At 65.0% G+C, this 18,960-nt stretch carries 17 protein-coding genes and 1 tRNA gene; 7 read left to right on the forward strand and 11 right to left on the reverse strand.

Going from position 1 to position 18,960, the window contains the following annotated elements:
• Window positions 1-136: 136 nt before the first annotated feature.
• The 4 genes from dgcA to gbdR all read right to left on the reverse strand — a co-directional run bounded on the left by dgcA (window position 137) and on the right by gbdR (window position 5,367).
• A complete protein-coding gene (gene dgcA / locus ACUY1T_RS08485) occupies window positions 137-2,209 on the reverse strand; it encodes a dimethylglycine demethylation protein DgcA (protein WP_446021820.1) in 2,073 nt (690 codons plus the stop codon).
• A 10-nt stretch (window positions 2,210-2,219) separates the two neighbouring features.
• Complete coding sequence (locus ACUY1T_RS08490; protein ID WP_446021822.1) at window positions 2,220-2,765, reverse strand: DUF5943 domain-containing protein; 546 nt, start codon at window positions 2,763-2,765, stop codon at window positions 2,220-2,222.
• A gap of 212 nt (window positions 2,766-2,977) precedes the next feature.
• Window positions 2,978-3,955 (reverse strand): dipeptidase, encoded by a 978-nt coding sequence (locus ACUY1T_RS08495; RefSeq protein ID WP_446021823.1) that lies wholly within the window; start codon window positions 3,953-3,955, stop codon window positions 2,978-2,980.
• 254 nt (window positions 3,956-4,209) lie between these two features.
• Complete coding sequence (gene gbdR, locus ACUY1T_RS08500; protein WP_446021825.1) at window positions 4,210-5,367, reverse strand: choline metabolism transcriptional regulator GbdR; 1,158 nt, start codon at window positions 5,365-5,367, stop codon at window positions 4,210-4,212.
• 340 nt (window positions 5,368-5,707) lie between these two features.
• On the opposite strand from gbdR, the gene ACUY1T_RS08505 reads away from it, so the two are divergent.
• The 5 genes from ACUY1T_RS08505 to ACUY1T_RS08525 all read left to right on the forward strand — a co-directional run bounded on the left by ACUY1T_RS08505 (window position 5,708) and on the right by ACUY1T_RS08525 (window position 10,410).
• Complete coding sequence (locus ACUY1T_RS08505) at window positions 5,708-6,652, forward strand: LysR family transcriptional regulator (protein WP_446021827.1); 945 nt, start codon at window positions 5,708-5,710, stop codon at window positions 6,650-6,652.
• Between the two features lie 123 nt (window positions 6,653-6,775).
• A complete protein-coding gene (gene dctP / locus ACUY1T_RS08510) occupies window positions 6,776-7,813 on the forward strand; it encodes a TRAP transporter substrate-binding protein DctP (protein ID WP_446021829.1) in 1,038 nt (345 codons plus the stop codon).
• 68 nt (window positions 7,814-7,881) lie between these two features.
• Window positions 7,882-8,373: a TRAP transporter small permease gene (locus ACUY1T_RS08515; protein ID WP_446021830.1), complete on the forward strand. Its 492-nt coding sequence runs from the start codon at window positions 7,882-7,884 to the stop codon at window positions 8,371-8,373.
• A complete protein-coding gene (locus tag ACUY1T_RS08520; RefSeq protein ID WP_446021832.1) occupies window positions 8,370-9,647 on the forward strand; it encodes a TRAP transporter large permease in 1,278 nt (425 codons plus the stop codon). The genes ACUY1T_RS08515 and ACUY1T_RS08520 overlap by 4 nt, the downstream gene beginning before the upstream one ends.
• A 4-nt stretch (window positions 9,648-9,651) precedes the next feature.
• Window positions 9,652-10,410: a M15 family metallopeptidase gene (locus ACUY1T_RS08525; RefSeq protein ID WP_446021834.1), complete on the forward strand. Its 759-nt coding sequence runs from the start codon at window positions 9,652-9,654 to the stop codon at window positions 10,408-10,410.
• Between the two features lie 51 nt (window positions 10,411-10,461).
• Here the strand turns inward: ACUY1T_RS08525 and ACUY1T_RS08530 are convergent.
• A tRNA-Arg gene (locus ACUY1T_RS08530) sits at window positions 10,462-10,538 on the reverse strand.
• A gap of 203 nt (window positions 10,539-10,741) precedes the next feature.
• Window positions 10,742-11,941, reverse strand: a complete 1,200-nt coding sequence (gene lhgO / locus ACUY1T_RS08535) for an L-2-hydroxyglutarate oxidase (RefSeq protein ID WP_446021836.1) — start codon at window positions 11,939-11,941, stop codon at window positions 10,742-10,744.
• Window positions 11,942-12,185: 244 nt separating this feature from the next.
• Between lhgO and ACUY1T_RS08540 the strand changes: the two genes are divergently transcribed.
• Window positions 12,186-13,049: a c-type cytochrome gene (locus ACUY1T_RS08540; protein WP_446021837.1), complete on the forward strand. Its 864-nt coding sequence runs from the start codon at window positions 12,186-12,188 to the stop codon at window positions 13,047-13,049.
• Window positions 13,050-13,166: 117 nt separating this feature from the next.
• On the opposite strand, the gene rep is transcribed toward ACUY1T_RS08540, so the two are convergent.
• Genes rep through pyrE form a run of 4 tightly spaced genes read right to left on the reverse strand, consistent with a single transcriptional unit; the run spans window position 13,167 to window position 17,064 of the window.
• The gene (gene rep / locus ACUY1T_RS08545) at window positions 13,167-15,218 is read right to left on the reverse strand and encodes a DNA helicase Rep (protein ID WP_446021839.1); all 2,052 of its coding nucleotides are present in this window, start codon (window positions 15,216-15,218) and stop codon (window positions 13,167-13,169) included.
• Window positions 15,215-15,709, reverse strand: a complete 495-nt coding sequence (trmL, locus tag ACUY1T_RS08550) for a tRNA (uridine(34)/cytosine(34)/5-carboxymethylaminomethyluridine(34)-2'-O)-methyltransferase TrmL (RefSeq protein ID WP_446021841.1) — start codon at window positions 15,707-15,709, stop codon at window positions 15,215-15,217. The genes rep and trmL overlap by 4 nt, the downstream gene beginning before the upstream one ends.
• A 59-nt stretch (window positions 15,710-15,768) precedes the next feature.
• A complete protein-coding gene (locus ACUY1T_RS08555; RefSeq protein WP_446021843.1) occupies window positions 15,769-16,338 on the reverse strand; it encodes a YfaZ family outer membrane protein in 570 nt (189 codons plus the stop codon).
• Window positions 16,339-16,383: 45 nt separating this feature from the next.
• Window positions 16,384-17,064, reverse strand: coding sequence for an orotate phosphoribosyltransferase (pyrE, locus tag ACUY1T_RS08560; RefSeq protein WP_446022436.1), 681 nt, complete (start codon window positions 17,062-17,064; stop codon window positions 16,384-16,386).
• 144 nt (window positions 17,065-17,208) lie between these two features.
• Between pyrE and ACUY1T_RS08565 the strand changes: the two genes are divergently transcribed.
• Window positions 17,209-17,976, forward strand: coding sequence for an exodeoxyribonuclease III (locus ACUY1T_RS08565; protein WP_446021845.1), 768 nt, complete (start codon window positions 17,209-17,211; stop codon window positions 17,974-17,976).
• 93 nt (window positions 17,977-18,069) lie between these two features.
• On the opposite strand, the gene rph is transcribed toward ACUY1T_RS08565, so the two are convergent.
• Entirely contained in the window at window positions 18,070-18,807 is a 738-nt protein-coding gene (rph, locus tag ACUY1T_RS08570) for a ribonuclease PH (RefSeq protein WP_446021846.1), read from the reverse strand.
• Window positions 18,808-18,960: the final 153 nt, after the last annotated feature.

The raw sequence follows: 18,960 nt of genomic DNA on the forward strand, positions 1-18,960 counted from the left end.
TCGGGGCTGTACCGGCGGCAGGCCTCTGCGAGGGCGCTGTAAACCCATCCCTGGGCGCGACATTTGCCATCCCTGGCAAATGACCCTCGCGACGGCCTGCCCCCGGCGCCCCTCACCGTTGGTGGCTTTCGCCAACTCAGAGGTCTTTACACAGCCTCAGGGCGTCATAAATCGCGGCATGCGTATTACGCGGCGCGGTGCAGTCGCCCAGGCGGAACAGCAGGAAGCCGTCACCGCCTTCGCTCAGGCAGGGCTGGGGCTGGATGGCGTAGAGCGCCTCCAGGTCCACCTGCCCCTTGTTGCGCGACTGCTCCTTGAGCGCGTAGTAGAGCACCTCGTCGGGACGCACGCCGTTCTCTACCACCACCTGGTCGACCACACGCTCCTCCAGGGCGCCGGTGTACTCGTTCTCGAGCACCGCCACCAGGCCGTTACCCTCGCGGTAGACCTTGTGCAGCATCAGGTCGGAGGTCATGATCACCTCCTTCTCGTAGAGGCTGCGGTAATAGGTGGGGAAGGTGGTGCCGCCTACCGCCGCACCCGGCTTGATGTCGTCGGTGACGATCTCGACCTTGGCACCCTTGTCGGCCAGGTAGTCCGCCGCCGAGACGCCGGAGAACTCGCAGATGGCGTCGTAGATCAACACGTTCTTGCCCGGGGCCACCTTGCCCGAGAGGATGTCCCAGGTACTTACCACCAGGCTCTCCTCGGGGTTCTCCGAATAGCCCCACTCCGGGAACTGGCTAAGGAAAGGCTGGCCACCGGTAGCGAGAATCACGACATCGGGGCGCAGATCCTGGATCGTGGCCTCATCGGCGCGTGTGCCCAGGCGCAGATCGACATTCAGGCGAGCCAGCTCCAGCTGGTACCAGCGGGTGATGCCGGCGATCTGGTCGCGCTGCGGGGCCTGGGCGGCAATGGTGATCTGGCCGCCCAGGGCCTCGGCGGCCTCGAAGAGGGTGACGTCATGGCCGCGCTCGGCAGCGACGCGGGCCGCCTCCATGCCACCGGGGCCACCGCCCACCACCACCACCTTGCGCTTGGGGCCCTCGCTCTTCTCGATGATGTGCGGCAGGCCCATGTACTCCCGGGAGGTGGCAGCGTTCTGGATGCACAGCACGTCCAGGCCCTGGTACTGGCGGTCGATGCAGTAGTTGGCGCCCACGCACTGCTTGATCTGATCGATCTGCCCCATCTTGATCTTGGCAATGATATGGGGGTCGGCGATATGCGCCCGGGTCATGCCTACCAGGTCCACATAGCCGCCTTCCAGGATGCGCTGGGCCTGGTTGGGGTCCTTGATGTTCTGGGCGTGGATCACCGGCACGCTGACCACTTCCTTGATGCCCGCCGCCAGGTGCAGGAAGGGCTCCGGCGGGTAGGACATGTTGGGAATGACGTTGGCCAGGGTGTTATGGGTGTCGCAGCCGGAGCCGATCACGCCGAAGAAGTCGACTTGGCCGGTGGCATCGTAGTAGGCGGCGATCTGCTTCATGTCGTCGTGGGAGAGGCCGTCCGGGTGGAACTCGTCGCCGCAGATGCGCATGCCCACCACGAAGTCGTCGCCCACCTCGGCGCGCACCGCCTTGAGCACCTCCATGCCGAAGCGCATGCGGTTCTCGAAGCTGCCGCCCCACTGGTCCTCGCGCTTGTTGACCCGCGGGCTCCAGAACTGGTCGATCAGGTGCTGATGCACGGCGGAGAGTTCGACGCCGTCGAGGCCCCCTTCCTTGGCCCGGCGCGCGGCCTGGGCGAAGTCGCCGATGATGCGCCAGATCTCCTCCTCCTCGATGGTCTTGCAGGTGGAGCGGTGCACCGGCTCGCGGATGCCGGAGGGCGACAGCAGGGTCGACCAGTCGTAGCCGTCCCAGCGCGAGCGGCGCCCCATGTGGGTGATCTGGATCATGATCTTGCCGCCGTGCTTGTGCACGGCATCGGCGAGGTTCTGGAAGTGCGGGATGATGCGGTCGGTGGAGAGGTTCACCGAGCTCCACCAACCCTGGGGGCTGTCGATGGAAACCACAGAGGAGCCGCCGCAGATACACAGGCCGCAGCCACCCTTGGCCTTCTCTTCGTAATATTTGACGTAGCGCTCGGTGGTCATGCCGCCGTCGGTGGCGTAGACCTCGGCATGAGCGGTGCTGACCACGCGGTTGCGGATGGTGAGCTTGCCGATCTCGATCGGCTGGAAGATCGCGTCGAATGCCATGAAAACCTCCTCAACCCTGGGCGTCGGCCAACGGCTTGACGGTGAAAATGCCCACTTCGCAGCCGGGCTCGGCGGCGCTCTGGGTCTGCTCGGCGACGGTGCGCAAGGCACTGCCGCGGGCGGCAAGGATCTGGTCCATGGCGCCGGCGAACCAGCCGGTGAACATGTACTCCTCCTTGTGCCCCGTCTTGCCAAGCTGGTAGACGAAGGCGCTGTGCTCCAAACGAACTCGGGCGGTGCCGGCATCGAGGTCGATGGCCTCGGTGACGAACTTGCCCCAGCCGCGCTGGGAGAGTCGCAGCATGTAATGCTCGAACACCTCCACGCCTGCCAGGCCGTGCAGCTCGGCTTCCTTCTCGCACCAGTGCCAGGCGCTCTTGTAGCCGGCGCGGTAGAGAATCTCGGCGTACTTGTCCACACCCAGCGCTTCGGCGACGGCAGTGTGGTTGTTGATAAAGAAGTGGCGCGGTACGTAGAGCATCGGCAGGGCGTCGGTAGTCCATACGCCGGTCTCGCTATCCACTTCGATGGGAAGCTCAGGGGCCATCTTGGTCACGGTTGGTTTCCTCAAATCTTGATGATTGTTATGGCGTTGCGGGCCAGACCAACACCTTGGTCGGCACCGCTCGGAGCTGATCCGGCGGCAGGTCCTCGAGAAGGCGCTGAACACATCCCTGCACGCTGCCGATTCCACCCTTGGAATCGGACCTCCTCTTCGGCCTGCCCCCAGCGCTCCTCGCTGAGGGGTAGTAGCCTCAGCCGCTATCGTCAGGCGCCCCACACATCCTTCAGTACGCGCACCCAGTTTTCGCCCATGATCTTGCGCGTCTGCGACTCACTGAAGCCACGGCGGAGCAGCGCCTCGGTCAGGTTGGGGAATTCGCCGATGGTACGGATGCCCTCGGGATTGATGATCTTGCCGAAGCGGGTCAAGCGACGGGCGTACCCCTTGTCGTGGGTCAGCCACTCGAAGAAATCCTTGCCGTGCCCCTGGGTGAAGTCGGTACCGATGCCGATGGCATCCTCGCCGACGATGTTCATCACGTACTCGATGGCCTCGACATAGTCATCGACAGTGGCGTCGATACCCGCGCGCAGGAAGGGCGTGAACATGGTCACGCCGACGAAACCGCCGTGCTCGGCGATGAAGCGCAGCTCCTCGTCGGACTTGTTGCGCGGGTGCTCCTTGAGGCCGGACGGCAGGCAGTGGGAGTAGCAGACCGGCTTCTTGGACTCGAGGATGACTTCCTCGGAGGTCTTGGAGCCGACGTGGGAGAGGTCGCACATGATGCCCACGCGGTTCATCTCGGCGACGATCTCGCGACCGAAACCGGACAGGCCGCCGTCGCGTTCGTAGCAGCCGGTGCCCACCAGGTTCTGGGTGTTGTAGCACATCTGCACGATGCCCACGCCGAGCTGCTTGAAGATCTCGACGTAGCCGATCTGATCCTCGAAGGCGTGGGCGTTCTGGAAGCCGTAGATGATGCCGGTCTTGCCCTCTTCCTTGGCCCGGGTGATGTCGGCGGTGGTACGCACCGGGCGCACCAGGTCGCTGCACTCGGCCATCAGCTGGTTGGAGGCAACGATATTGTTGACGGTGGCCTGGAAACCCTCCCACACCGAAACGGTGCAGTTGGCTGCGGTGAGCCCACCGCGACGCATGTCCTCGAACAGCTCGCGGTTCCACTTGGCGATAATCAGGCCGTCGATGACGATGGCGTCGTCGTGCAGGTCATGGGGGGTCATGAGGCGTGCTCCGGATCGGGTTGACTGTTGGCAGCATAGCGCCGGCCAGGCAACCCCCGACTTCTGGAAGCGACGACGATAATTCCAAAAGCGTCATTCCTGTCGTGACTGCGACGAACGGCATAGTTTTGGTGCCGGAGGCAGTGAAAAACCAGCGCACAAGAAGACCCTCTCCCGCTGAAGCGGGAGAGGGCGGCAAGCCTGGTGGGGAAAGAGAGAAAAGTCCACGGCACCATGGCCGCGAGCCGTCGGCCTCAATGGTCCAAGCGTACGCTGGCGTAGGTCGGCTCGCCACGCGCTTGATCGAGCGCTATCAGCGCTGCAGAGATCGGTTGCTCCGGCACGGGCTGGAAGCTGATCGGTTGCAGCAGGAGACCGTCGGATGACTGTTCGGGTAGCACGGGGGGCCGCAGCGGACTCACGCCCAAGCGCTCCTCCCGCGGCGGCAGGCCGAAGAATTCCCGGTAGCACTTGGAAAAATGGGGCGTGGAGACGAAACCGCAGGCCGAGGCCACCTCGATGATCGACATCGAGGTCTGCTTGAGCAATTGGCGCGCGCGGGTGAGACGCAGCTTGAGGTAGTAGCGCGACGGCGAGCAGTGCAGATACTTCTGGAACAACCGCTCGAGCTGACGGCGCGAGACGTCGACGTACGCGGCCAGCTCCTCGAGCGCGATGGGCTCCTCCAGGTTGGCCTCCATCAGCGCGACGATCTCCAGCAGCTTGGGCTGGGTGGTGCCCAGCACATGCTTGAGCGGCACACGCTGATGATCGTTCTCGCCGCGCATGCGGTCGCAGATGAACATCTCGGAGATGCCCGCCGAGAGTTCACGTCCATGCTCGCGGCTGATCAGGGTCAGCATCATGTCCAGCGGCGCGGTACCACCGGAGGCAGTCGCCCGGTCACGGTCGATGGAGAACAGCCGCGTGGTCAGCACCGTGCGGGGAAACGACTCGCGCATCGCCGCCAGGCACTCCCAATGTACGCTGGTCTCGTAGCCATCCAGCAGCCCCGCCTTGGCCAGCGCCCAACTGCCGGTGCAGATGCCGCCCAGCCGGCGCGACAGGCGCGCCTGGGACTGCAGCCAACTCACGTGCTCACGCTGCACGGCGCGGGCCGGGCCCACGCCACCGCAGACGATGACCATGTCCAATGCCAGCGGCATGGTAATGGCACCGTCCGGGTTGACCCGCAGCCCATCGCTGGCCGAGATCGGCCCGCCATCCACGCTCAGCGTGAACCAGCGATACAGCTCGCGCCCGGCCAGCTGGTTGGCCATGCGCAGCGGCTCGATGGCCGAAGCCAGCGAGAACAGCGTGAAGTTTTCCAGCAGCAGGAAACCCAGCGTCTGGGGAGCCGGTTCCTTGCATGTGGCCTTGGCAATGGATGAAGCCTGGGTGGACGTGGCCATACTCATACTCCGATGCCGTGCGTCGTTATGATTATCGGCATGTTTACCCGTCAGGGTGCTGTGTCAGGGTCATGGGTCAGGGTCTTGGATCAGCTCCTCGAGGTGTCGCGATCAGGCAAGACTGACATTCAGGATATTCCAAGTTGTCGCTCTCGGATATGTAAAAATCGATCAAATTGTGAGCGACCGCCAGCCGGGCGACCACCGAATGTCGCAATTGGAATGACTGGGAGTCGCCTGCAGGCAAGTCCTGGCGACACGCCTCGGGCGACACGCCATGACGCCCCCTTCTTGGCGATCGGCTATCATCTTTCTCCCTCTACATATGCCGGAGCCTTGCATGCTCAATCAGCGAGCCCTTGTCTATCTCAATGAAGTGATCCGACAGGGCTCGCTGCGACGTGCCGCCGCCCGGCTCGATGTGGACGCTTCGGCGATCAGTCGACAACTCAGGGCCTTGGAAGAGGATCTCGGCGTCAAGCTATGCGAGCGCCACGGTGGCGGCATGCGCCCCACCGAGGCGGGGCGACTGCTTGTCAGACACTTCCATGCCCAGCATGCCGCGGAAGAAGCGGTACTGTCGCAATTGATGGCGATTCAGGGGCTGGCCCATGGTGAGGTGCGCATCGCCGTGGGAGAAGGCTTCATTGCCGATCTGATTACCGCACCGCTGGGGGCCTTCATGTCCGCCTTTGTCGGGATCGACGTGGAGATACGCATGGCCGGCGTCAACGAGGCGATGGCGCTGCTCAAGGACATGGAAGTCGACCTGGCACTGCTCTACGCCCCCCCTGTCGACCCGGTGATCCATGCTCATGTGGAAACCCGCCAACCGCTGGACCTCATCGTGCCACCGTGCCACGCCTTGGCGGAGCTGACCCGGCCGGTGCGCCTGCGCGACCTGGCAGGGGCTCCCCTGGCGCTGATGGACAATCCCTTCGGCATGCGCCAGATGGTCAACATGGTGGCCCATCAGGAGCGCATCCATCTCGACGCCCGCCTGCATACCAATTCCGTTGCGGTGCTCAAGAACTTCGTTCGCTCCGGCATCGGCGTGACCTTCATGCCCGAGCTGACCGTGAGCGACGAGATCGAGCGCGGCGAGATCCTCGCCCTGCCCATGGCCTACCCGATCATGAACGGCGCCCGGGCCCAGATCGTCAGTCTCGAGGGGCGCGAACTCACCGTGGCGGCCAAGGCTTGCCTGGAACACCTGCGCCAGGGCATGCGCTTCTTCCGGGCTGACGCACCAAGGCTGGCCAGGCCCCAGCAAGTGTTGTCTTAAAAGCAACGCTTGCGGTATTGCATAGTCAACGCATCAATTTCTAGTCTGCTAATGGAATGCCTCGCCCACAGGGCGAGGCACCGGCTTTTGATCGTCGACAACAACACCCAAGGAGACACCCCAATGACCCGTGTCCTGCCCTCCGCGCTGAAGGGACTCGCTTCCGCCGGCCTGCTGGCTGGGGCCCTGGCGGCCAGCACCGCCCAGGCGGCTACCACCATCAACCTCAGCTACAACGGCGCCCCCGACCCCGACAAGAATGCCGTGCACGTCTTCGCCACCAATCTCAAGGAGTTGGTCGAGGAGAAGACGGGCGGAGAGTTCGTGCTCGAACTCTACCCCAACAGCATGCTCGGCGAGGAAGAGGATCGCATGGAGCAGACCATGCACACGCCGAGCCTCAACGTAGCCTCGTTCGCCGGCGTATCGCCCCTGGTCGAGGAACTCTTCGTCAGCGCCATCCCCTTCCTGTTCGAGGATTTCGATGCCGCGCGCACCTTCTTCGATGAAGGCGAGTACTGGAACGAGATCGAGGAGGCCCTGCACGAACGTGCCGGCATCGAGATGCTGGCGGTGGTGGAAGAGGGCGGCTTCCTCGCCTTCACCAACAACAAGAAGCCGATCACCCATCCCGACGACTTCGATGGCCTGCGCTTTCGCGCCATGGACCCGAGCCAGGTAGCGCTCTACGAATCCTTCGGCGCCTCGGGCACGCCGATCCCCTGGACCGAGGTCTACATGGCCCTGCGTACGGGGGTCGCCGACGGCCAGATGAACCCACCGATGTATATCATCCTGGGCAGTCTCTATGAGGTGCAGGACTACCTGACCCTGGCCAACATCCAGTACTCCAACCAGTTCCTGGTGGGCAACGCCGGTATGATCGAAGGCTGGGACGAAGCCACCCGCGAGGCCTTCCTCGAGGCCGTGGCCGAGGCCAACCGCAACGCTCGCGAGCATAACGAAGCGAAAGTCGAGGAACGCATCGCCTTCCTCGAGGAGCAGGGCATGGAGGTGATCCGGCCTTCCGAGGAGGACATCAATGCCTTCCGCGACGTGGGGCAGCCGGCTTACCTGGAGTGGCTGCGCGAGCGCGGCATCGACCAGCGCTGGATCGACCTGGCGCTGGAAGATGCCGGCATGACCGAACTGCTCGACTGAACCAACCCGACAAACCTCCCGCGAGGGCCGGCCACCCCGGCCCTCGCTCGTGACGGCCGGAGTTTTCCATGCTTTCGCTTCGCCAACGGGTACTGGCCGTGAGCCGGTCACTCACCCTGACGACAGCGGCGCTGCTGCTGCTGATCAACCTGGCGGCCATCCTCTATGGCGTCTTCATGCGCTACCTGGCCGGCGGGGCTCCGATCTGGACCGACGAGCTGGCGCGCTTCTTGATCATCGCTACCGTGATGCTCGCTGCCGGTGCCGTGTGGGTCGAGGGAGGCCATATGCGTGTGGCATTGATCGAGCGCCTGCTGCCACGCGGTCTGGCCAACGCACTCAACGTCTACCAATGGCTGCTATCGCTGTCCCTGGCCCTGGGTGGCGCCTGGTTCAGCTACCGCTACGCTCTCTCGGTAGGCATGTTCACCACCTCGGGGCTCGGCATCAGCCGCACCGTACCGCTGATGTCGCTGCCCCTGGGCTTCGCCCTGCTCGCCTGGCACGCCCTGTGGTACGGCCCGGCGCCGCTCAGGGTGATCACCGAGGAGGCCGCATGATCCTCACCATGCTGGCGGTGTTCCTCGTCCATGTACTGCTCGGCCTGCCGCTGTTCCTTGCCCTGCTCACCACCGCCGTGGTCGGCTTCCTGTTCGTCGAACCGGGGATGATCCCGCGCATGCTGCCGCAGCAGTTCTTCGGCGGCATCAATGTCTTCTCGCTGATGGCCATTCCGTTGTTCATCCTGGCTGGCAACCTGATGAACGCCAGCGGGCTCACCGAGCGACTGATGGGCCTGGCGCGCCTGCTGGTCGGCCACCTGCGCGGCGGCCTGGGGCACGTCAACGTGGTTTCCAGCGTGTTCTTCGCCGGCGTCAACGGCTCCGCCGTGGCTGACACCTCGGCACTGGGCTCGCTGCTGGTGCCGGCCATGCAGAAGGAGGGCTACTCCCGCGCCTTCGCCGCCGGACTCACCGCCGGCAGCTCGCTGATCGGACCGATCATCCCGCCCAGTATCTTCATGATCCTGTACGCCTCACTGACCAACACCTCGGTGGGCGACCTGTTCCTCGCAGGGGTGATACCGGGGCTGCTGCTGGGCCTCGCCTTCATGGGCATGAATGCCTGGCATGCCTGGCGCCATGGGCTGCCCAAGCGCGGCGGCCTGCCGCGGCTCGGCGAGCTGGGCATCGCCGCGCTGGCCGCCCTTCCCGCCCTGATCGCCCCGTTCATCATCGTCGCGGGCATCGTGCTCGGTTTCGTCACGCCGACCGAGTCCGGCGCGCTGACGGCACTCTACGTAGCGCTATGCGGCATCCTGCTCGGCGGGCTGCGCCTGCAAGATTTCTGGCGGGCACTACTGGACACGGCCCGGCTCACCTCGGCCATCTTCCTGATCATGGCGGCCTCGGCCACCATCAGTTGGCTGCTCTCCTACGCCCAGGTACCGGCCCAGTTCGTCTCGCTGCTCGCCCCGTACATCGACAATGCCGTGCTGATCCTGCTGCTGCTCAGCGCGATCACCTTCGTTACCGGCATGTTCATGGAAGAGGTGTCGGCGCTGATGCTGCTCACGCCGATCTTCGCACCGGTGGCGATGATGGCGGGCATCGATCCAGTGCATCTGGGAGTCGTCATCACGCTCAACATCACCATCGCCCTGATCACGCCGCCCATGGGCGCCTGCGTGTTCGTTGCCGCCGCCGTCAGCCGTATCGAGATCGTCTCACTGTTCCGCACCATCTGGCCCTTCGTGCTGACGGCCATCGGCGTGCTGCTCCTGTTGATTCTCTTTCCGCAGCTCACACTCTGGCTGCCCACTGCCATTGGATAGATCCATGCTCCGTCATCCCCTGCCTGAACCCGAGGCCGTGCCCAGCCAGCCATTCCCCGGCTGGGAGTCGGTCAGCCAACTACCCATACGCGACAACGGCGAACGCCTGGTGCCCATGAGCCTGGCGCCACCCCCCATCAAGGTGTTTCCCGCCTATGCCCGGCTGGGCATACCGGGCGCGGTGCCGGAGTGCTTCGTGCGCGAGGGGGTCTACCGGGCGCTGCTGGCCGCGGCCCGGGCGCTGCCCGAGGGTATCGGCCTGGTGATACTCGACGGCTGGCGCCCCTGGCGGGTCCAGCAGTACCTGTTCGACACGCTGCACGAGGCGATCCATCTGCACCACCCGGAGTTCGACGAGGAGCAACTGCTCGAGCGCACCCGCGAGTTCGTCTCGCTGCCGAGCCGCGACCCGGCCGCACCGAGCCCGCACCTCACCGGCGGCGCCGTGGACGTTACCCTGTGCGACGCCGACGGCCTGCCATTGGACATGGGCACGCTGTTCGACGAGGCGCTGCCCGCCTCGCACAGCGATCACTTCGAGCGCCTGGAGGCGCCCAGCCAGCAGCAGCACCGCGCGCGGGACAACCGCCGCCTGCTGTACCAAGTGATGACCGAGCAGGGCTTCACCAACCTGCCGAGCGAGTGGTGGCACTACGACCTGGGCGACCAGCTGTGGGCCCACTACGGCGGCCACGCCGAGGCCTTCTACGGCCCCGCCGAGCTGGACACCATCGAGAACCGCTGGCGGCGGCAACTGGGCTGAACTGGCAGGCACGAAAAAGCCCCACGGCAGAACCGTGGGGCTTCGAATTCGTGGCGCGCCCGGCAGGATTCGAACCTGCGACCTTTGGCTTCGGAGGCCAACACTCTATCCAACTGAGCTACGGGCGCTTATGCAAGGTGGCACTGGAAGCCTTGTCGACTCCGCACGCCGGCAGCGCGTTGCGCTGCACAACACTCCCCTCCGGCTTCGCCTTCGGGTCCAGCCCGGTGCGCTGCATCGCACCGGTCGCTTCGCTTGCTGCAAAGCGGCCAACATCGTAACCGCCGGGGCCTGAGCTGTCCAGCCTGCGCGCCGCATGCAGCGGTTCGAATCAGCTCGCCTGCACCATCTCGCCGACCTTCTCCAGGATATGCCGACCGATGGGCAGCGCCGAGGTAGCGGCCGGCGACGGGGCGTTGCAGACGTTGACGGTGCGCCGGGTATTGACGAACAGGAAATCGTCGATCAGCCGGCCATCGCGGGAAACGGCCTGGGCGCGCACGCCGGCAGGCCACGGCTCGAGATCGTCCAGCGTCAGGCTGGGGCAGTACTTGCGCACCTCTTCCAGATAGCCTTGGCGCCACAGCGAGTTCTTCATCTCGTGCAGACCGGGCCGCAGGTTGCGCCCCAGCACCTTGAGGATGCCCGGGTCGCTGAACATGCGCGCCATGTCGAGCAGCGAAACGTCGCCCTTGCGATACCCTTCGCGCTTGAACGCCAGCACCGCGTTGGGACCTACGGTCACCGAGCCGTCGATCATGCGCGTGAGATGGACGCCGAGGAATGGCATGGAAGGGTCGGGAATGGGGTAGATGAGATGCTTGACGATATCGCTGAGCCGGTCGGGCAGGCGGTAGTACTCGCCGCGAAACGGGCAGATGGTGAACCCCGGGTTACGCCCCAGCAAACGCACGATGCGATCGGCCATCAGCCCCGAACAGGTCACCAGGTAGCGACTGTTGAATTCGCCCTGGGACGTATCGACGAGGACCTCCCCGGTACGCTCGGCGATCCCGGTAACCGCATGGTCGTAGCGGACCTGGCCGCCGCGGCGCTGGAACTCATCGGCCATGGCCTCGGCCACCCGGGCATAGCTGACGATGCCGCTGGAGGGAACGAAGATGGCGCCGAGCCCCGTGATGTTGGGTTCACGCTCTTTCAACTCCTCAGCAGAAAGCCACTCCCGCTCCAACCCGTTGGCGGCAGTGCGCTCCCACAGCGCCTCCATGCGCTGTATCTCCTGCGGGTTGGTCGCCACCAGCAGCTTGCCGCAGACTTCATAGGGAATGGCATGGCGGTCGCAGAACGCTTTCGTAGCGCGATTGCCCTCAAGGCAAAAACGCGCCTTGAGGCTACCCGGCGTGTAGTACACCCCGGCATGAATCACGCCGCTGTTGTGGCCGGTCTGGTGCTGCGCGGGGCCGCTCTCCTTCTCCAGCAACAGCATCTTCTTGTCGGGATAGCGCTCGATGAGCTGCATCGCGGTGGAGAGGCCGAGAATGCCGCCACCGAGGATGATGAAATCGTACACGCGGGCCTCGCGTCGCCAGTGGAACACACCGAAGGATTCGTTCTACGATACTCGCCGGCCGCTGCGCTGGCCAGCCGGTTCGGGCAGCTCCGCTACCTCATGCCAAAGGCATGGGCAACGGCGTTTTCCAGCGGTTTGCTATATCGGTATACTATCGCCCATTGTGTGCGTCATGGCGCGCCGGCCGTCGCGAGCCGACATCGCCAGAAGATTACGATTACAGGACCGTCGAGAGGTGGTGAGAGTGAAATCCAGCAAACTGATCTTGGGGTGTCTGGCCACCGTCGGCCTGACCGTGGGCGCCGTGTCCGCGCAGGCTGAAGTGGACCGCGATGCCATCGCCGAACGCCTGAAGCCCGTCGGCCAGCTCTGCCTGCAGGGCGACGAGTGCGGCACGGCGGCTGCCGCTGCGGGCGGTGGGGCCGAGGCCGGGGGCAACGGCGTCGATGGAGCCGGCATCTACAATCAGGTCTGCATGGCCTGCCACGACACCGGCGCTGCCGGTGCGCCGCGCCGCGGCGAAGAGGGCGAGTGGGCCGAGCGTATCGACCAGGGCTGGGAGACCCTGCTGGATCACGCCATCAACGGCTTCAATGCCATGCCGGCCCGTGGCGGCAACCCCAACCTCTCCGACGAGGAAGTCGCTGCCGCCACCGCTCACCTGCTCGAACCGGTGATGGACGTGCCGGAAGTGGGTGGCGAAGAAGCCACGGACGACGAAGCCCAGGCCGAGGATGCCGCGGCAGATGAAGCCGTGACCGAAGAGGGTGCCGTGGACGACGAGGCGGAAGCCGCCGCCGTGGCAGCCGAGGATGCATCTGCAGACGACGAAGCCTCAGGTGACGAAGCTGCGGCCGCCGACTCCGATATCGACGGCGAAGCGATCTACAACCAGGCCTGCATGGCCTGCCACATGACCGGTGCCGCCGGCGCTCCGCGCCGTGGCGAGGCCGGCGAGTGGGAAGGTCGTATCGACCAGGACATCGAAACGCTGTACGACCATGCCATCAACGGCATCGGCGCCATGCCGCCCAAGGGCGGGCACACCAACCTGTCCGATGACGAGGTGCGTGCCGCCGTGGACTTCCTGGTCGAGCCCATCCAGTAAGTCGCTAACGCAAGTGTGATACCCGCGACGGGGCGCCAAATGGCGCCCCGTCGTCATTGCATGGCTGCTACTGTCGCAGCTACCAGCTCACATGGCAGGCCCAGGCTTGCCAGGAACTCAGCCCAATAAAGAGCGCAACCCGGCGATGGCATCCTGCCCCCGCGCCTGTTTCTTCTCCGGATCCTCCTTGTCGGCGCGGCCTTCCCACTCCAGATCGTCCGGCGGCAGCTCGTCGAGGAAGCGGCTCGGCGTGCAATCCATCAGCTCGCCGAAGGCCTTGCGCTGGCGCGCCAGGGTCAGGGTCAGGGTCTGGCGCGCCCGGGTGATGCCGACATAGGCCAGGCGGCGCTCCTCCTCCACCGTCCCCGCCTCGATGGCGTTGCGGTGAGGCAAGAGTTCCTCCTCGAGACCCATCAGGTAGACGTGGGGAAACTCCAGCCCCTTGGAGGCATGCATGGTCAGCAGCTGCACCTTGTCGGTGTCGTCCTCCTCGGCCTGCTGCTCGAGGATGTCGCGCAGCACCAGCCGCGAGATGGCCGCCTCCACGTCATCGGTCTCTACATTCTCATCCATCTCGATCTCTTCGGGATCGCGCTTCATCGACTTCTCGAGCTGGTCGATCAGCGTCCAGACATTGGCCATGCGCCGCTCGGCGATGGTGGGCGCACTGGCGTTCTGGTAGAGCCACGCCTCGTAGTCCATCTCGTGCAGCATGCCGCGGATTGCCGCCAAGGCATCGCCCTCGTCCATGCGTCGGCGCACGCCGTCGATGAAGTGGGTGAAGCGAGAGAGTCGCTCCACCGCCCGCGCCGGCAGCTGCTGCTCCAGGCCCAGCTCGTGGCAGGCGTCGAACAGCGAGGCACCGCGCTCGGTGGCATAGTTGGCGAGTTTCTCCAGGGTACCGGGGCCGATTTCACGACGCGGCACGTTGACGATGCGCAGGAAGGCGTTGTCGTCGGCCGGGTTGATCAGCAGCCGCAGGTAGGCCATGGCGTCCTTGATCTCGTTGCGCGAGAAGAAGGAGGTGCCGCCGGAAAGCTTGTAGGGAATCTGGTAGTGCTGCAGCTTGAGCTCCAGCAGGCGGGCCTGGAAGTTGCCGCGGTAGAGCACCGCGAAGTCGCGCCATTCGGCACGCTCCTTGATGCGCCGGGTGAGGATCTCGCTGGCCACCCGCTCGGCCTCGGCCTCCTCGTGGCGGTTGACCACCACGCGGATCGGCGCGCCCTGGCCCATCTCCGACCATAGCGTTTTTTCGTAGACGTGGGGGTTGTTGGCGATGAGCGTATTGGCCGCGCGCAGGATGGTGCCGGTGGAGCGGTAGTTCTGCTCCAGCTTGATCACGTTGAGCCGTGGGAAGTCCTCGCCCAGGGTCACCAGGTTCTCCGGCCGCGCCCCGCGCCAGGCGTAGATCGACTGGTCGTCGTCGCCTACCACGGTGAAGGTCTTGCGCTCCTCCATCAGCAGCTTGACCAGCAGGTACTGCGAGACGTTGGTGTCCTGGTACTCGTCCACCAGCATGTAGTGGATCTTGCGCCGCCAGCGTGCCAGCACTTCGGGATTGTCCTTGAGCAGCACCACCGGCAGCAGGATCAGGTCGTCGAAGTCCACCGCGTTGTAGGCCTTGAGGTGGCGCACGTAGGCCTCGTAGACCCGCGCGGCGTACTGTTCGTCCTCGTCCACGGCATGAGATAGCGCCTGGCCAGGCAGCACCAGGTCGTTCTTCCACTCCGAGATCTGATGCTGCACGGCATTGATCTGCTCGGCATCGACCTGGGCATCCTTGTTCATCAGGTCGCGCAGCAGCGCCTTGGCGTCCTCGGGGTCGAACAGCGAGAAGCCCGGCTTGTAGCCCAGCGCCTTGAGTTCGCCGCGGATGATGTTGAGCCCCAGGGTGTGGAAGGTAGAAACGGTCAGCCCGTGCCCCTCCTTGCCCTTGAGCATCTGCCCCACCCGCTCCTTCATCTCGCGGGCGGCCTTGTTGGTGAAGGTCACCGCCGCGATGCGTCGCGCGCTCATGCCGCATACCTGCACCAGGTAGGCGATCTTGGTGGTGATCACGCTGGTCTTGCCCGAACCGGCACCGGCCAGCACCAGGCAGGGGCCGTCGATATAGCGTACCGCCTCCTGCTGCCGCGGGTTGAGCTTGGCGAGGCGTTGCTGAATGCTCATGGGCGTGCCTCGGTTGGCCTATCGAAATCCACTGCGCCGGCAAAGCCCAACTGGCGCCAGGCCTCGTAGACCAGGATGGCGCAGGCGTTGGAGAGATTGAGGCTGCGACTATCCGACAGCATGGGAATACGCAGGCGCTGCGCGGGCGGCAAGGCGTCGAGCATCGCCTGGGGAAGGCCGCGGGTCTCGGGGCCGAACAGCAGAACATCGCCGGGGCGATAGCTCGGCTCATGGTAGCCGGTGCGACCACGGGTCGAGACGGCGAAGACTCGCTCGGGTTGCACTGCCTCGACGAAGGCCGGCCAGTCACGATGCACCCGCACCGCCGCCCACTCGTGGTAGTCGAGCCCAGCGCGGCGCAGGCGCTTGTCATCGAGCACGAAGCCCAGCGGCTCGATCAGGTGCAGGCGAAAACCGCTGTTGGCGCAGAGCCGTATCAGGTTGCCGGTGTTGGGCGGGATCTCGGGTTCGAAGAGCACGACATCGAGCATGGCAGCTGCCTCAACGCAGGCGGGCCCCCGCAGGGGCCCGCCGGAACAGCGGGGGACGATCAGAAGTTCAGGCGAACCCCGACCTGGGCACCACGATCAAGGGTGCGGTTGCCGTGGCGGTTGTCGAAGTCGGCCGCCGCCTGGCGCAGGCCGACGTAGCCGTCGACGTTGGGGGTAAAGGCGTAGCGAGCCCGCACTCCCAGCTCATAGCCATCGTCGAGGTCACCGCTGGTGACCACGCCGGGTGTATAGAAACCGTAGCCACCCAGTGAAACCGCAGGTGCCTGGGGCAGGTAGACATAGCCGTAGCCCCCCAGGCCCAGGCCGCCGCCATTGCCATAGTCGGTGTCGAACTGGGTCCAGCGGGCACCGATGCCCACGTCGCGCTCGCGATTGCGCTGCACGCCCAGCAACTGGGCGTGATAGAGGGTGGCATCCTCGCGATAGTCGCTGTGGATGATGCCGCCGCCCAGGGCCACGCCTTGGGTGATCTCGCCGGCCGCTTCGAACTGCACGGCGTCCGGGCCCAGGTTGAGGTCCAGGCTGCCTGCCGCATGAGCGCCGGCAGCGACCAACAGCGCACCGCCCGCCAGGGAGGCCTGGACAAGGTGACTGACGAGTGACTTCATCGACTTGCTCCTTTTACATGCATATATGCATACACGCATTCACGCTTACGAATCCCGATCGGCACTCACGCCATAGCGCGCCCGGTAGTCACGGATCGCCTCGGCGTGCCGCGCGAAGGCCTCACCGCCCCGCTCCTCGAGATAGGCCAACACCATGTCCAGCGTGACGATGCTGATCACCGGCATGCCGTAGCGGGACTCGACTTCCTGGATGGCGCTCTGGCTTTTCGTTTCACCGTCGGCCTGGCCGCGCTCCTGGCGATCCAGTGCGATCACCACGCCTGCCGCCTCGGCACTGGCGGCTTCGATCAGTGCCATCACTTCACGAATGGCAGTACCCGCGGTGATCACGTCATCGATGATCAGGATGCGCCCGGCAAGCTCGGCGCCGACGATGTTGCCACCTTCGCCGTGATCCTTCGCCTCCTTGCGGTTGAAGGCGAAAGGCAGGTCGCGACCGTGGTGGTCGGCCAGCGCCACCGCCGTGGTGGCCGCCAGGGGTATCCCTTTGTAGGCCGGGCCGAACAGCACGTCGAACGGCAGCCCGCTGGCCTCGATGGCATCGGCGTAGAAGCGCCCCAGTCGCGCCAGGGCACCGCCGCTGCGAAACAGGCCGGCATTGAAGAAGTAGGGGCTGACACGGCCCGACTTGAGGGTGAACTCGCCGAACTTCAGCACGCCTTGTTCGATCGCAAACTCGATGAATTCCCGCTGATAGGCTTGCATGCTGGCCGACACGGCGCTCCCCCTGCTATTCATAGGCCCTATGGAAAGGAAATTGCGTGTATTACCACGAATATCCATGCGGGCCATTTACCCAAACGTCGAAACGTCGGGTATCATACACGCGCGACGTCAAAGGGACCATGTATGAAAATTGCCACCATCAATGTCAACGGAATCCGCGAGGCCGTCGGGCGAGGTTTTCTCGACTGGCTGGCCGAACAGGACGCCGATGTCATCTGCGTCCAGAACCTCAAGGCCAAAAGCTTCGAGCTGGATGACAGCATTCTCTACCCGGAAGGCTACGAGGGCTACTTCCTGGACGCCGAGGAAGACGGCTTTTCCGGCGTGGGCATCTACTGCCGCAAGATCCCCAAGGCGATCATGTACGGCCTCGGCTTTCCGCAGTGCGACCACGAGGCGCGTTTCCTGCAGGCCGACTACGACCGCTTCAGCATCGCCAGCTTCCTGATGCCCGACGGCAGCGACTACGCCGCCAAGCAGGCATTCATGGCCCAGTATCAGGAATACCTGAACAAGATGTCCCGCAAGCGTCGCGAGTACATCATCTGCGGTACCTGGCACATCGCCCACAAGACCGTCGACCTGGAGAACTGGGCCGACAACCAGACCACGCCGGGCTTCAAGCCGGAAGAGCGCGCCTGGATGGATCAGGTGTTCGGCCCCACCGGCTTCATCGATACCTTCCGCGAGATCAACCGCGACGCCGGCGAGTACACCTGGTGGCCCAAGCTCGACCAGGAAGTGCCACGCTCGCGCCAGGAGGGATGGCGGATCGACTACCAGATCGTCGGCCCCAACCTGCGCCGCCATGTGGTGGACGCCTGGATCGACTACGACGCCACCTTCAGCGAGTTCGCCCCGCTGTTCGTCGAGTACGACCTGACACTGTAAGCACGCCCCCTTCGTCGCGGCCGGGCTTTGCCCGGAACGCATTGCGCCGGCCTATCAAGGCCGGCGCAATGCTTTAGGAACACTACGAGTGTCTCAGCGACGAATGCCCAGCGCCTCGCGCTGGTGCTCGAAGAGTTCGGCACCGGCGTTTTCGGCCAGCTCCAGCATGGCGTTGAGCTGCTCCCGCGAGAACACACCCGCCTCGGCGGTACCCTGCACCTCGATCAGCCCGCCCGACTCGGCCATCACCACGTTCATGTCGGTGTCGGCGCCGCTGTCTTCCGGGTAGTCGAGATCCACCACGGCAACGCCCTTGTAGAGACCCACCGAGACCGAGCTGACCAGCTGCACGAAGGGGTCGCCCTTGATCATCTTCTTGCGCTGCAGGTAGCGGATGGCATCCATCAGGGCCACGCAGCCACCGGTGATCGAGGCGGTGCGGGTACCGCCGTCGGCCTGGATCACGTCGCAATCCACGGTGATGGTGAATTCGCCCAACTTCTTGAGGTTGACCGAAGCGCGCAGCGAGCGGCCGATCAGACGCTGGATCTCAAGCGTGCGCCCGCCCTGCTTGCCGCGAGCCGCCTCGCGGCCGCCGCGGGTGTGGGTGGCGCGCGGCAGCATGCCGTACTCGGCGGTGACCCAGCCCTGGCCCTTGCCACGCAGCCAGCGCGGCACACCGGCCTCGACGCTGGCGTTGCACAGCACCTTGGTATCGCCGAACTCCACCAGCACCGAGCCTTCGGCATGACGGGTGTAATCGCGGGTCAGGCGAATCTCGCGGGGCTGGTCGGGGCGCCGCCCGCTCGGGCGTGAGGGTTGGGAAGCCATGGTACCTCTCGAAAGACGAAGAACGATCGGGACGATGTCGCGGCATCGGCGAGGCATCGAATGGCTGGCCATTCTACACGGTCAGGCCGGGGAATCGGTTACACTCCTTGTCCGAGATATCGCCGGGCTGGTGCCGGCAACGGCGCAGCCGAT

Source organism: Billgrantia sp. Q4P2 (genome assembly GCF_052806135.1).